Origin of the sequence: Pseudomonas solani (genome assembly GCF_026072635.1) — a bacterium.
Lineage (GTDB): Bacteria > Pseudomonadota > Gammaproteobacteria > Pseudomonadales > Pseudomonadaceae > Metapseudomonas > Metapseudomonas solani.
On sequence record NZ_AP023081.1, the window covers coordinates 158,238 to 172,356 of the forward strand.

Sequence of the window (14,119 nt, forward strand, 5' to 3'; positions counted from 1 at the left end):
CGGCATTATGCGGACCTCCCGGCGCAGCGACCAGTTGCCGCGCTGCGCAATCGGACACAGATCGAGCATTTATGCCCTTCCCTCTCGACTTCGCCGTCGACCCCGTCACCCTTCTGGTGCTGGCGGCGGTCGCGTTCCTCGCCGGTTTCATCGACGCCATCGCCGGCGGTGGCGGCCTGCTGACCATCCCCGCCCTGCTCACCGCCGGGCTGCCGCCGCACCTGGTACTGGGCACCAACAAGCTGTGCGCCACCTTCGGCTCGGCCACCGCCAGCTATACCTTCTACCGACGCAAGCTGTTCGAGCCGGCCAAGTGGCGCAGCGCGCTGATCGCCACCGCCCTGGGCGCGGCCATAGGCGCGGTGATCGCCCACTGGCTGCCGGCCCACTGGCTGAACCAGATGCTTCCCGCCGTGGTGTTCGGCTGCGGCCTGTACCTGCTGTTCGGCAAGGTGCCGGACGCCCAGCACGCCGTCGACGCGCCCATTCCCCGTGGCCGCCAATGGCCCCAGGGATTGGGCCTGGGCTTCTACGATGGCGTCGCCGGCCCCGGCACCGGCGCCTTCTGGACCGTCAGCAGCCTGCTGATGTACCCCCTCGACCTGGTGCGTGCCAGCGGTGTGGCGCGGACGATGAACTTCGTCAGCAACGGCGTCGCCCTTGCGGTTTTCGTGGTGGGTGGCCAGGTGGCCTGGCTGCTGGGCATCTGCATGGGCATCGCGCTGATGGCGGGCGCCTTCCTCGGCGCACGCACGGCCATCAGCGGCGGGGCGAAGTTCATCCGCCCGGTGTTCATCTGCGTGGTGTTGGCGCTGACCGCGCGGCTAGCCTGGCAGCACTGGTTCTGAGTGACCCAGGCGGCGCGCCAGGTAGAGGTCGATCAGGTAGCGCGCGATGGACTTGCTCGCCGGCAGCGGCGGCAGGTCGTGGATGGAGAACCACTGGGCGTCCTCGATCTCGCCCGGCTGCGGGACGATATCGCCGCTGACGTATTCGGCGTGGAAGCCGAGCATCAGCGAATGGGGGAAGGGCCAGTTCTGGCTGGCGATGTACTGCGGCATGGCGATTTCCACGCCGACTTCCTCGCGCACTTCGCGCGCCACGCACTGCTCCACCGACTCGCCCGGCTCGACGAAGCCGGCCAGGGTGCTGTAGACGCCGCTGACGAAGCGCGGCGAGCGCGCCAGCAGCAGCTCGTCACCACGGGTCACCAGCACGATCATGCTCGGCGACAGGCGTGGGTAATGGTGCACGCCGCAGCTTTCGCAGTGCATGGCCCGCTCACCGGCGACCTGGCGCATGCGCGCGCCACAGCTGCCGCAGAAGCGTTGCTGGTCGGCCCAGGTGCCGATCTGGGTGGCGAAGCCGAGCATGCGGAAAGTGTCCGGGTCGCCCTGCATCATCAACTGGCGCAGGCCGACCCAGGCGCTGCCGGGCACATCGGCGGTGCTCGCCAGTTCCAGCAGGTAGATTTCATCGCCATCGAAGTGGCCGATGCCGTGTTCGGAGAGGATCGGCAGGTCCTGGCGCTTCAGCCATTCCCGGGGGAACAGCACGCCATTGCCGTCGGCCAGGAACTGCTGGCGGCAGTGGGCCAGGGCCCAGCCACCGGCGCGGCTAGCATCGAGCAAGCTGGGCTGCCAGCGTTCGGTGGCCATCAGGCCGCCACCGACAGGCCCAGTGCGCGGACGCTTTCAGCGGCCAGGTCGAGCACGCTCGGCTGGGCATCGGGGCGCAGTACGCCACCGCCCTCGAGGTAGTACTCGAGGCTGGTGAGGGCGTCGGCCAGGGTTTCCAGCAGTTGCTCGGAGGGCATCTGCGGCGCTTCGATCATGTCTTTCTGGATGAAGTCGCCACAGGCACCCACCAGCACCGCCGCGCGTTCCTGGCCGAGGAACCAGAGGCCGCCACGCACGGCTTGCAGGGTCAGGGGCACGTTGGCCAGGTGCAGCTTGTCGCCATTGGATTCGAGGTACGCGGTAATGGCGCGCTTGGCCATGGCCAGGCCGGCCTGGGCTTCGTCGATCACCACGATGCGCGCTTCGGTCAGCTGGTGCTGGGCGAAGGACTCCGATTCGGTCATCGCCTGGGCCGCCGCCTGGCGGTTCTCGCGACGCTCGCCACGCTCGAGGTCGGCCACCATGCTTTCGACATAGAGCACGGCATCGGCCAGCTTGTGCAGGGATTCGGGGGCGGCCGGCGATTGCTCGCTCCAGCCAGCGACCACCGGCAGCTGCGCATGCAGGGCGTTGGCGGCGGAAGTCTGGCCGACCATGCCGAGGGTCTTGGCCAGCTTGCCCAGCAGGGCGTGCAGGCTGCCGAAGCTTTCCACCTGGGCGGTGCCGCGTTCGATCAGGTCGAGCACGTCCTTGACGCTGGCCAGCTCCTCGCGGATGGCCGAGGACAGGGAGCGCATCACGGCCTGGCCCGGGCCGGCCAGACGCTGGTATTCCTCTTCCAGCAGGTGGTCGGTGAAGGGCAGCGCGGTCATGCCGAAGACGCTACGCAGCTCACTGGCACGCGGCCCCTGGCTATCGGCCAGGGCAACGAGGTAGAGCAGTTCCTTTTGCAGGTTGCGCGGCGCTTCGTAGAGCTCATTGGCGAGCAGTTGCTTGAGCTCGCGGTCGATGCGCGAGAACAGCTGCTTGCGTGCCTTGCGCGGCAGCAGCTGGCCGTCCAGCACCGCTTCCACGGCGGCGGCGCCGATCCAGCACAGGCGCGCACGGGGATCGATGGCGTAGAGGCTGTCGAGGCGACCGAGGGCGCGGCCCATCAGCTTGAGGCTGGCCTGGGGGTTCTGTTCACGGATGAAGCCCAGCAGGCCCACCTGGTACATCTGCCGCAGGCGACGAGCCAGGAGGTCCTGGGCGCCGGTCTCGGGGAGGTTGGCGGCAGCGGGCACACGCGCCTGGTCCAGGCGCACGCTGAAGAAGAAGCTCTCCGGCAGCGCCGGCTGGTTGGCGGCCTGGCGCAGGTCGTTGATCGCCGGCAGCAACAGCTCGGGCATTTCCTGGCGGTGGGCGTCGACGTTTTCCAGGTAGCGGCGCAGCACGTAAAGCGCATTGGCGAGCGCGGCCAGCTGGCTGTCGCGCTCTTCACCGGCCCCGGCCGGGATGTCGGTCGCCTGGTCCAGGACTTCCTGGGCCAGCAGCTCGGCGCCGGTGAGCTCGATGAGGTTGAGGGTGCCGCGCACCTGCTGCAGGCTTTCCACAGCCTGTTGCAGCAGGCTGCCGTTCTCGCGTTCGACGATGAACTGCTCGAGGCTCTGTTCGGCCTGTTCGATAGTGGCGAACAGCTCGTCGCGCACCAGGCTCAGGGAAGTGGCTCCAGTGACCATGCGTCTAGCGCGCCTCCCGCGCGGAGTTCTCGTACAGCATCAGTCGGCGAATTCCGGCTTTTGTTTGTTCATATGGGCGGCCATGGCCACACGCAGGTCGGCGGACTGCAGCATCGCTGCGTTCCAGGTGGCGATGTATTCCAGGCCATCGTCCACGCGGTGGTCGCGCATGTAGCGAATCATTTCCTTGGTACCGCGCACGGCGACCGGCGACTTGGCGGCGATCTCGCGCGCCAGGGCGAAGACGCCTTCCAGCAGCGCATCGCGGTCGGCGTAGGTGCGGTTGACCAGGCCGATGGCGCGGGCTTCCTCGCCATCGATGGTACGACCGGTGAAGGCCAGCTCACGCATCATGCCGTCGCCGATGATGCGCGGCAGGCGTTGCAGGGTGCCGACGTCAGCGGCCATGCCGATGTCGATCTCCTTGATGGAGAACTGCGCATCGGGGGTGGCGTAACGCATGTCGCAGGCGGAGATCAGGTCGATGGCACCGCCCAGGCAGTAGCCCTGGATGGCGGCGAGCACCGGCTTGCTGCAGTTGTCCACGGCATTGAACGAGGCCTGCAGCTCGAGGATCTTGCGGCGCAGGGTCTGGGCGTTGCGGCCCACGTCCTTGCCCAGCTGGGTGCCGACCGAGGCCAGCAGCATGAGGTCGATGCCCGAGGAGAAGTGCTTGCCGGCGCCGGACAGCACCACCACGCGGACTTCGTCGGTTTCGTCGATCCAACGGAAGATATCGATGATTTCCGTCCAGAAATCGGCGTTCATCGCGTTGATCTTTTCGGGGCGATTGATCTCGACGTGGGCAATCTTGTCTGTCAGTTCTACACGAAAAGCTTTGTAGTCGGACACCGTCGCGATCCTCGCCAGTTCTGCTGCTGGCATGCGTGAAAATTCTTGGGGAATAAACCCCGCAACTATAACAAGCGCGGGTGAAAAGTCGAAGACGGCCTCTGTGATGCAGGACACGCCATGGCAGATAGAAGCCGCTTGCAACGGGGCTCAGAGGCGCGTGGCCAGGGCATCACGGTGCACCCGGTTGCGCCATTGCCGCCAGGTGTAGAGCGGGATGCCGGCCATGAGCACGAGGAAGCCCCAGAAGATCGCCTGCTCGCCGGTGCCGTACAGCGCCCAGATCGAGTAGATGAAGCCGAGCACGCCGATGGCCACCAGCCGGCCGCGTTCGCGCGCGGAGAAATCCCCCGGCTGCACCGCCAGCTGCTGCAGCAACGCAGCGGTGCAGAAGGCGTAGGGCACGACGCCGGTCATGGTGCCGAGCAGGATGATCACGTTGAACACGTCCACCAGGTCGCCACGCCCGTCCACCAGCACCAGCGCGGTGACCAGGACGCCGGAAATCAGCAGGCCGTTGGCCGGCACATCGTATTTGTTGGTCTTGGCCAGGGATTCGGGCAGCAGCCCGTCGCGTGCGGTGGCCATGGGGATCTGCCCCTGCAGCAGCACCCAGCCGTTGAGCGCGCCCAGGCAGGCGATCACCGCGCCAGCAGCCACCAGGTGGTAGCCCCAGTCGCCGATGAGCACCCGCGCCGCATCGGCGAAGGGCGCGGTGGAGCGCATCAGCACCTCGGGCGGCAGCACGCCCTGCACCGCCGTAATGGAGAGGATGTAGACGGCGGCGGCGACCAAGGTGCCGAACACCGTGGCGCGGGGAATGGTGCGCTTGGGGTCGCGCACGTGGTCCGCCGGCACGGTCGCCGACTCCAGGCCGATGAAGGACCAGAGGGTGAGCGCCGCGGTGGTGGCGATGGCCTTGGCGTAGCCGCCGGAGCCCGAGGGCAGCTCACTGACCTCGGGGATGCGCAAGTATTCCGGGTGGAAGGAGAACCAGCCGAGGATGCCCACCAGCAGCAGCGGGATCAGCTTGAGGGCGGTGAGGATGTTCTGCGCCAGGCCGAAGGCGCCGATGCCACGCAGGTTGATCAGGGTGCACAACCAGATGGCGCCGATGGCGGTGGTCACCGTCAGCACCGGGTCGCGCAGGGCGGGGAAGAACACCTGCAGGTAACCCACCAGGGTCACCGAGATGGCGGCGTTGCCGATCCACGCAGCCTTCCAGTAGGTCCAGGCGCAGAGGTAGCCGGCGAAGGCGCCGAAGCCGTCACGGGTATAGGCGTAGGGCCCGCCGGCTGCGGGGTTGAGCCGGGCCAGGCGGGCGAAGGTCAACGCCAGGATCACCGCCCCGGTGCTGGAGATGAGCCAGCCGAACAGGCTCAGCCCGCCATAGGCGGCGAGGCTGGAGGGCAGCAGGAAGACCCCCGAGCCGATCATGTTGCCCACCACCAGCGCGGTGCAGGTCCAGAACCCCATGGTGCCGGACCTGCCCGCCGGTTTCTGCTCGCTCATCGCGCCCCCGGCTCGTCACTCCCTTATGCAATCAACGGTATAGCAGCGCCCCGTTGGGCTGTCGTCGTGCTGCAGGCCGTGGACATCGGAATCGAAGCCGGGGAAGGCGCTGTCGAAGGTCCGGGCGAAGGCCAGGTAGTCGATGATCGAGCGGGTCTGCGCAGTGAAACGCTCCCCCGGCATGATCAGCGGGATGCCCGGCGGGTACGGCACCAGCATCACCGCGGCAATGCGCCCTTGCAGCTGCTCGATGGGCACCGCCTCGACCTCGCCACGCACCAGCTTGTCGTAAGCCTCCGACGGCTTGATGGCCAGCTCCGGCAGCGCGGTGTACATGCGCCGCATGGCCTTGGCCGTGGCGTTGTCGCGGTAGCAGGCGTGCAGCTGGTCGCAGAGGTCGCGCAGGCCCAGCCCCTGGTAGCGGGCGGCATCGGCCCGGGCCACCGAGGGCAGTGCACTGGTCAGCGGGGCGTTGGCGTCGTAGGAGCGTTTGAACTCCAGCAGCTCGGTGAGCAGGGTGCTCCATTTGCCCTTGGTGATGCCCATGGAGAACAGCACGAGGAAGGAGTAGAGACCGGTCTTCTCCACCACCAGGCCACGCTCCCAGAGGAACTTGCCCACCACCGCCGCCGGGATGCCCTGCTCGCCGAGCTTGCCGTCGGCACTGAGCCCGGGGGTGACCAGGGTGACCTTGATCGGGTCGAGCAGCACGTAGTCGTCCGCCACCTCGCCGAAGCCGTGCCAGTCGGCGCCGGGCTCCAGCACCCAGTCGCCGGTGGCCACCGCCTCGGCGCCTTCCACCTGGGGCGGCTCCCAGATATCGAACCACCAGTCCTTGGCATCCAGGGTCTGCCAGACGTTGGCCAGGGCACGGCGGAAGCTCAGGGCCTCGTCGAAGGTTTCCTGGATCAGCGAGCGCCCGGCGGGGCCTTCCATCATCGCCGAGGCCACGTCCAGCGAGGCGATGATGCCGTACTGGGGCGAAGTGGAGATGTGCATCATGAACGCCTCGTTGAAGCGGTCCCGGTCCAGCTGGCGGGCGCCGCCGTCCTGCACATGGATCATCGAGGCCTGGCTGAAGGCCGCCAGCAGCTTGTGGGTGGAGTGGGTGGTGAACACCAGCGGGCCCTCTTCGCTGCGCGCCGTGCCCATGCCGTAGCGGCCGTCGTAGAACTCGTGGAAGGCGGCGTAGGCGTACCAGGCCTCGTCGAAGTGCAGCACCTCCACCGTGTCACCCAGCGCCTGCTTGATCAGCTCGGCGTTGTAGCAAAGACCGTCGTAGGTGGAGTTGGTCACCACCGCCAGCTTGACCTTGGGCGCGCGGCCCCGGGCCAGTGGGCTGGCGTCGATCTTGGCCTGGATGGATTCGCGGCTGAACTCGCTCAGGGGGATGGGCCCGATGATGCCCAGTTCGTTGCGCTCGGGGCTCAGGTAGAGCGGGATGGCGCCGGTCATGATGATCGAGTGGAGGATCGACTTGTGGCAGTTGCGGTCCACCAGCACCAGGTCGTCGCGGGCGACCATGGAGTGCCAGACGATCTTGTTCGCGGTGGAGGTGCCGTTGATCACGAAGAAGGTGTGGTCGGCGCCGAAGTTGCGCGCGGCGCGGGCCTCGGCTTCGGCCAGGGGGCCGGTGTGGTCCAGCAGCGAGCCCAGCTCGGGCACCGAGACGGAGAGGTCCGAACGCAGGGTGTTTTCGCCGAAGAACTGGTGGAAGGCCTGCCCCACCGGGCTCTTGCGGTAGGCGACGCCACCGCCGTGGCCGGGCGTGTGCCAGGAGTAGTTGGATTGCGCGGTGTGTTCCACCAGGGCGCGGAAGAACGGCGGCAGCAGGCCTTCGAGGTAGTTGCGCGCGGCGCGGGCGACCTGGCGGGCGAGGAAGGGCACGGTGTCTTCGAAGAGGTAGAGCAGGCCGCGCAGCTGGTTGAGGTCGGCCATGGCTTCGGCCGGGGCGTTCTCGATGGTCACCTGTTCGCCCAGGGCGAAGATCGGCAGTTGCGGCGCGCGTACCCGGGCCACGCGGATCAGCTCGACCACGTCCTGCAGCAGGCGCTGGTTCTCGCCCGCCCCTTCGGCGGCGACGAGGATGCAGGCCAGGCCGTGGTGGGTGGAGGCGACGATGCGGCCTTCGGCGGAACTGGCGGTGGAGAGGATGACGAAACCGTCCTGCTCCAGTTCGCGGGCGATGCCGCGCACGCGATCACCGGCGACCGTATCGGCCTTGATGTCGCGGTGGACGATGAGGATGGGGAACTTCAGGTCTTTGTACATGCAGGCTTCCCGAGGGCGGCGGGGTCGGTCCCGCCTGTGCCCTCAGGGTAGAAGCTCACCGGAGTCGACGGAACCCCGGTTGCCCCAGCCTGTACGAAAAGGTCGCGCCTCTGGAATTCGGCCGACTCAGGCTTCCGGCGTGGCCGGTTGCTCCATCTGCACCCAGAGCGCCGGGGCGCCGGCGGACTTCTCGATCACGCCCATGCGCACCTTGTGGGCTGCGATCTCCTCCTCGGTTGCGAGGAGCACGCGGCCCGGTGCACGGCCGCTGATGCGACGGATGGGGCTGGCCACTGGGCGGCCACCGCCATCGTCGGCACCCTCGCCCGCCAGGGACAGGTTGGTCTGGCCACCGGTCATCGCCAGGTAGACGTCGGCGAGGATCTCGGCGTCGAGCAGTGCGCCGTGGAGGTCGCGGCCGGAGTTGTCGACGTCGTAGCGCTTGCACAGGGCGTCCAGGCTGTTGCGCTGGCCCGGGTGGCGCTCGCGAGCCATCATCAGGGTGTCGAGCACGCCGCAGTGTTCGGCGATGTCGGAGCGATCGCTCTGGCCCAGCAGGGCGAACTCGTTGTTGATGAAGCCGATGTCGAACGCCGCGTTGTGGATGATCAGCTCGGCGCCCTTGATGAATTCGAAGAATTCGTCGGCGATGTCCTTGAAGCGCGGCTTGCCCACCAGGAATTCGTTGGTGATGCCGTGGACCGCGATGGCGCCCTCGTCCACTTCACGATCGGGCTGCAGGTAATAGTGGAAGTGACGCCCCGTGAGGCGGCGGCCATCCAGCTCGACGCAGCCGATCTCGATGATGCGGTGAGCATCGGTCACCGGCATGCCGGTGGTTTCGGTATCCAGTACTACATAACGCATGTTCGGGCCCGTGAATGAGTGGCTCTATATATAGAAGGAAGAACGCCGCAGGCGGCATTCTAGCGGGCGTTCAGCTCACTGACACCCCGGTTGGCCAACTGGTCGGCGCGCTCGTTGCCCGGGTGGCCGGTGTGGCCGCGGACCCACTGCCATTCCACTTCGTGGCGGTTCACCTGCTCGTCGAGCATCTGCCACAGGTCGGCGTTCTTCACCGGCTGCTTGGCGGCGGTCTTCCAGCCGCGCTTCTTCCAGTTGGGCATCCATTCGCGGATGCCGCGCATCACGTACTCGGAGTCGGTCACCAGGCGCACCTTGCACGACCGCTTGAGCTCGGCCAGGCCACTGATGGCGGCCATCAGCTCCATGCGGTTGTTGGTGGTATCGCGCTCGCCACCCCAGAGCTCGCGCTCGACGCCCTTGTAGACGAGCAATACGCCCCAGCCACCGGGACCGGGGTTACCCTTGCAGGCGCCGTCGGTGTACATCTCGACTTGATCGGTCACTTAAGCCTCGTGTTTCGAATCGCGCCGGCTGACCTTGGCCACCGGCATCGGCACCAGCTTGCCCATGGGCTCGCGTCGGGCCGGACGCAGCGGGCGCAGGCCGACCACCAGCTTGCGCGCCACCAATAGATAGAAGCCGGCACCGAACCATTGCCCGGCACCGCCCCACCGCTCCAGCCGTGCCAGGCGCGTTTGCCAGGCTGCCGAAGCGAGCGGCGGACGATAGCACCCGAAGCGGCGTTTCTCCAGCGCGAAGCCCAGCAGGTTGAGCCAGTCGGCAACCCGCGTCGGCGAGATGCAGCGGGCCTTGCCCAGGGCATCACCGGCAAAGTAATGACGCAGGCCCCAGGGGCTCCAGGGGTTGACCCCGACGATCAGCAGGTGCCCGCCGGGCCGCACGCTGCGCGCGGCTTCACGCAACAGGCCATGGGGCGACAGGCAGAAATCCAGCCCGTGCTGCAGCACCACCACATCGGCGGCGTGCTCGCTGAGCGGCCAGGCATTTTCCTCGCAGACGATCTCGACGCCGGACAGCGGCGCACCCAGGTGCACGCTGCGCTGGATCTGCTTCGCGCCCGGTGGCAGCTCGGCGCGCGGGCCGTAGTGCACCAGGTAGCCACCGAAGTAGCGCGCCAGTTCGTCCTCCAGCAGGCGCTGTTCCTCGAACAGCATCAGGCCACCGAGCGGCCCTTCGAACCAGGCGCGGGCATCATCGATCAGCTCGATCCAGGCAGGATCGGCCTGGGCGAAGGCTTGCTCGGTCATGGAAATCTCCTGCATGGGAGCCCTAAGATGCTCCTTTGCGTACTGATTGGCGACCGGATCATGATACAGATCGACCCCTTGCGTGCCTTCTCCGACAACTACATCTGGCTGTTGCAGGATGCGACCGAACGCCGCTGCGCCGTGGTCGACCCGGGCGATGCGACGCCGGTGCTGGCCTGGCTCGACGCCCACCCCGGCTGGACCCTGTCGGACATCCTCATCACCCACCACCACGCCGACCACGTCGGCGGCGTCGAGCGCATCAAGGCCGCCACCGGCGCCCGGGTGCTCGGCCCGGCCAACGAGCGCATCCCCGGCCGCGACCTGGCCCTGGATGAAGGCGACGAAGTGCAGGTGCTGGGCCTGTCGTTCCGCGTCATCCATGTGCCCGGCCACACCCTGGGCCACATCGCCTTCTTCCACGCCGACGCCAGCCGCCCCCTGCTGTTCAGCGGCGACACGCTGTTCGCCGCCGGCTGCGGGCGCATGTTCGAAGGCAACCCGGTGGACATGCAGGCCGCCCTCGCCCGACTCGCCGCGCTGCCCGTGGAAACCCTGGTCTACTGCGCCCACGAATACACCCTGAGCAACCTGCGCTTCGCCCGCGCCGTGGAGCCCGACAACACCGACATCGCCCAGCGCTTCGAGGCCGTCACCCGGCTGCGCGAGCAGGACGGCATCAGCCTGCCTTCGACCATCGGCCTGGAACGCCTGACCAACCCCTTCCTACGGGTGAATGAAACATTCGTAAAAGAAATAGCCGACAAGCGGGCCGGCAGCCATAACCCCGCACCCGCACAGGTTTTTGCCGTCCTCCGGGCATGGAAAGACGGTTTCTGAAACCCCTGCCAGGTCACAGTTGGGCTGGTGAAAACTTGACCACTCCCGGGTCGGTTCCTAGAATCGCCCGACCTTTTTGCCCGGAAAAGCACCCTGACCAATGCCGTCCAAGTCGTACCAAACCCTTGATCTAGACGCATTGGTTCGAGCCTCCCGGGTGCTCGTGCTGATGTGTGCCGCTGCGCTGGCAGGCTGCCAGAGCGCCGTTCACAAGCCCGAGGACGCGGGCCAGGACACCGACCTTGCCGTCGGCATGCAACAACAGACCCAATGGCTGGAAGAAGTACCGGCCGAAGCGCGCGAACCCCAAGACATCTGGGAGCGCATGCGCAAGGGCTTCGCCCTGCAGGACGAGATCGGCGTCAATCCGCGCATCGAGCAGCAGCGCCTGTGGTTCGTCAGCAACCCCTCCTTCGTCGAGAACGCCAGCCAGCGCGGCAGCCTCTATATCCACTACATCGTCGAGCGTCTCGAAGAGCGCAAGATGCCGCTGGAACTGGCCCTGCTGCCGGTGATCGAGAGCGCCTACAACCCCTTCGCCTATTCCCGCGCCGATGCCGTGGGCCTGTGGCAGTTCATCCCGTCCACCGGCCGCCACTTCAACCTGCGCCAGACCAGCTGGTACGACGGCCGCCGTGACATCACCGCCTCCACCAACGCGGCCATGGATTACCTCGGCCGCCTGCACGAGATGTTCAACGGCGACTGGCTGCTGGCCCTGGCCGCCTACAACGCCGGTGAAGGCACGGTGAGCCGCGCCATCGAGCGCAACCAGAAGCTGGGCCTGCCCACCGACTACTGGAACCTGCCGCTGCCCCAGGAAACCCGCGACTACGTGCCCAAGCTGCTGGCCCTGTCCCAGGTGGTGGGCGCGCCCGAAGCCTACGGTGTGAACCTCAGCCCCATCGCCAACGAGCCCTACTTCGAAGTGGTCGAGTTGAAGCAGCGCATGGACCTCTCCCGCGTGGCCGCCATGGCCCAGGTGGACGAGGACGAGCTGTACCAGCTCAACCCCGCCTTCAAGAAACGCATCACCGTGGACGGCCCGCAGCAACTGCTGGTGCCCACCGAGAAGGCCGAGCTGTTGGCCGCCAACCTGTCGCTGATGAAGCCCCAGGACCTGGTGGAATGGCAGGAGTACAAGGTGCGCAACGGCGACAGCCTGCACGGCATCGCCAACCGTTACCACGTGACGGTGAACACCCTGAAGGAGATCAACGGGCTTTCCGGCAACCACCTGCGCGTGGGCCAGGCCCTGAGCATCCCCGTGGAGCCGGGCGTGAAGCCGAGCCAGCCGCTGTTCCAGAACCTGGCCCGTGCCGAGGAGCGCCCGAGCGCAACGGCCCGTACCTACAAGGTTAAGAGCGGCGACAACCTCTGGCAGATCGCCAAGCAGACCAAGGTCGACGTGAGTGATATCAAGCGCTGGAACCGCCTCTCCGGCAATTCGCTGAAGGTCGGCCAGAGCCTGGCCCTGCAGGCCCCCGGCCAGCCGAGCGCGAAAAGCACTGCGCGCATGGTCGCTGCGGTCGACAAGCCCGGCCGCGATGCGGTGACCTACTACAAGGTCAAGGAAGGCGACTCGCTCTATGTGATCGCCAAGCGCTTCAAGGTCGAGATGAAGCACCTGCAGCGCTGGAACCCACGCAGCGGCCACGCCCTCAAGCCGGGCCAGACCCTCACGCTCTACCTGCCCTGACCCTTGCTCAGCGCCTCCAGGCAGCGCCCGGCCAGCTGGGCGAAGCGCTGGAAGGCGACGAACTGCTCATGTTTCAAGGCCCTGCCCGATAGCCGGCAGTCGGCGTAGATCACCCCGATCTCCCGGCTGCCCGCGCGCAACGGCGCGACGAAGAACATGCCCTGGCCGAACCAGCGGCGCATGGGCTGGCTGACCAGTTCGTTGAGGCTGTAGCTCGCCGGAATCCCCATCCACAACGCCTCGCGGCTACGCAGCACGTAGCTGAACAGGTGCGGCTGCTCGGGCAACTCCGCCGGCAGCTCGAACTCGGTGAGCCAGTGCGCACTGCCCTCGCCCACCGCCCGCTTGGCGCGGAAGCGGGTCTGGCGGTCGGCGAGCACGGCGATCATCACCCGCTCCAGCCCCACGCCCTGGTGCAAGCCCTTGCACAGGGTGTCGAGAATCAGCCCGACATCGGCCCTGCTCGACACCATCATCCCCAGGTCCTGCAAGGCTTGCTGCATCAACAGCAGGTCGGGCTGCAGCAGCCGCGCCTTGCGCTGGGCCTGCTGCTGCAACAGCAGTTCGGGGTCGGTGTTGGGGATCAGCGCACAGAGCTTGCTGGCGCCGAAGGTCGCGGCCACCTTCACCGCCTCGTCGGCGCTGGCCAGAACCTGCTGCATGGCCTCCTCGGGGGTGACGCCGATGAAGGTCGCCAACTGTTCCACCAGCTTGCCCATCTGCGCCGAGTCCCAGCCCTCCAGGGCCGCCTCGCTGATGCGCACACCGAGGTTCACGGCCTTCACCGACGGGTCGTTCTGCGCGCCGCCGCCCTGGGCCAGGGCGACGATCTCGCCGAGGTTCCAGCTCTTCACCAGGCCACCGCTGAGCTGGCGGAAGCTGGTGCCCAGCACCTGGCGCACCGCCTCGTCCTCGTCGGCACCCGGCTGTGCCAGGGCACTGGCCAGCTCGTCGGCCTGCTCGCCGCCGCAGCCCCAGAAGGCCAGCTCGCCCAGGTGGTAGAGCAAGGCGGCGATGAACACTTCCTCCTGGTCCCGGGTGAGCACGTAGCCGGCGATGTTGCGTGCCTGCACGGCGGCATGGAAGGAGCGCGCGAGCAGCTCCTGCAGTTGCTCGCGCGGTGCGCGGGTGAGCAGGCCATCGATCAGCGACAGCGAGAGACCGATCAGCCGCACGTTGTCGAAGCCGATCAGCACGATGGCCCGCGAAATGGTGCGGATGGTCTCCTGGGAGGGGTTGTAATAGACGCTATTGCCGACCCGCAGCACCTTGGAGGTGAGCGCGGCGTCGCGCAAGAGCACGTCGGCCAACTGCTGGACCGACGCCTTGTCGTGTTGCGCCAGCTTGTGCAGGTCCTGCACCACCGCGGCGAGAGCGGGCAAATCCGCCTGATTGAGCCTGTCGATCCATGACTGCAAACCATGGCTACGTGAACCCAAGATAGGAACCCCTGCACGTTTTCCCGAAGTGTAG

The 14,119-nt window shown here is 67.2% G+C and carries 12 protein-coding genes; 3 read left to right on the forward strand and 9 right to left on the reverse strand.

Annotation, left to right across the window (positions count from 1 at the left end):
* The first annotated feature begins 71 nt into the window (after nucleotides 1–71).
* On the forward strand, nucleotides 72–848 hold the full coding sequence (locus PSm6_RS00765) for a TSUP family transporter (protein WP_021221788.1): 777 nt from the start codon (nucleotides 72–74) through the stop codon (nucleotides 846–848).
* Here the strand turns inward: PSm6_RS00765 and nudC are convergent.
* The 8 genes from nudC to PSm6_RS00805 all read right to left on the reverse strand — a co-directional run bounded on the left by nudC (nucleotide 825) and on the right by PSm6_RS00805 (nucleotide 10,107).
* A complete protein-coding gene (nudC, locus tag PSm6_RS00770) occupies nucleotides 825–1,658 on the reverse strand; it encodes an NAD(+) diphosphatase (protein WP_043243317.1) in 834 nt (277 codons plus the stop codon). The genes PSm6_RS00765 and nudC overlap by 24 nt on opposite strands.
* Entirely contained in the window at nucleotides 1,658–3,337 is a 1,680-nt protein-coding gene (locus tag PSm6_RS00775; RefSeq protein ID WP_043243318.1) for a FimL-related protein, read from the reverse strand. Before PSm6_RS00775 ends, nudC begins: the two co-directional genes overlap by 1 nt.
* A gap of 39 nt (nucleotides 3,338–3,376) precedes the next feature.
* Entirely contained in the window at nucleotides 3,377–4,189 is an 813-nt protein-coding gene (locus tag PSm6_RS00780; RefSeq protein WP_021221791.1) for a crotonase/enoyl-CoA hydratase family protein, read from the reverse strand.
* A 150-nt stretch (nucleotides 4,190–4,339) separates the two neighbouring features.
* Nucleotides 4,340–5,701 (reverse strand): amino acid permease, encoded by a 1,362-nt coding sequence (locus PSm6_RS00785; protein ID WP_031288616.1) that lies wholly within the window; start codon nucleotides 5,699–5,701, stop codon nucleotides 4,340–4,342.
* 15 nt (nucleotides 5,702–5,716) lie between these two features.
* Nucleotides 5,717–7,972 (reverse strand): Orn/Lys/Arg family decarboxylase, encoded by a 2,256-nt coding sequence (locus PSm6_RS00790; RefSeq protein ID WP_043243319.1) that lies wholly within the window; start codon nucleotides 7,970–7,972, stop codon nucleotides 5,717–5,719.
* A gap of 126 nt (nucleotides 7,973–8,098) precedes the next feature.
* The gene (gene dnaQ / locus PSm6_RS00795; RefSeq protein WP_021221794.1) at nucleotides 8,099–8,839 is read right to left on the reverse strand and encodes a DNA polymerase III subunit epsilon; all 741 of its coding nucleotides are present in this window, start codon (nucleotides 8,837–8,839) and stop codon (nucleotides 8,099–8,101) included.
* Nucleotides 8,840–8,898: 59 nt separating this feature from the next.
* A complete protein-coding gene (rnhA, locus tag PSm6_RS00800) occupies nucleotides 8,899–9,324 on the reverse strand; it encodes a ribonuclease HI (protein ID WP_371877105.1) in 426 nt (141 codons plus the stop codon).
* A gap of 18 nt (nucleotides 9,325–9,342) precedes the next feature.
* The gene (locus PSm6_RS00805; protein WP_031288618.1) at nucleotides 9,343–10,107 is read right to left on the reverse strand and encodes a methyltransferase domain-containing protein; all 765 of its coding nucleotides are present in this window, start codon (nucleotides 10,105–10,107) and stop codon (nucleotides 9,343–9,345) included.
* 60 nt (nucleotides 10,108–10,167) lie between these two features.
* On the opposite strand from PSm6_RS00805, the gene gloB reads away from it, so the two are divergent.
* Nucleotides 10,168–10,947, forward strand: coding sequence for a hydroxyacylglutathione hydrolase (gene gloB, locus PSm6_RS00810; RefSeq protein ID WP_265169279.1), 780 nt, complete (start codon nucleotides 10,168–10,170; stop codon nucleotides 10,945–10,947).
* A 100-nt stretch (nucleotides 10,948–11,047) separates the two neighbouring features.
* Entirely contained in the window at nucleotides 11,048–12,646 is a 1,599-nt protein-coding gene (locus PSm6_RS00815; RefSeq protein ID WP_265169280.1) for a lytic transglycosylase domain-containing protein, read from the forward strand.
* On the opposite strand, the gene PSm6_RS00820 is transcribed toward PSm6_RS00815, so the two are convergent.
* Entirely contained in the window at nucleotides 12,634–14,085 is a 1,452-nt protein-coding gene (locus tag PSm6_RS00820; protein ID WP_169708480.1) for an HDOD domain-containing protein, read from the reverse strand. The genes PSm6_RS00815 and PSm6_RS00820 overlap by 13 nt on opposite strands.
* Nucleotides 14,086–14,119 lie beyond the last annotated feature (34 nt).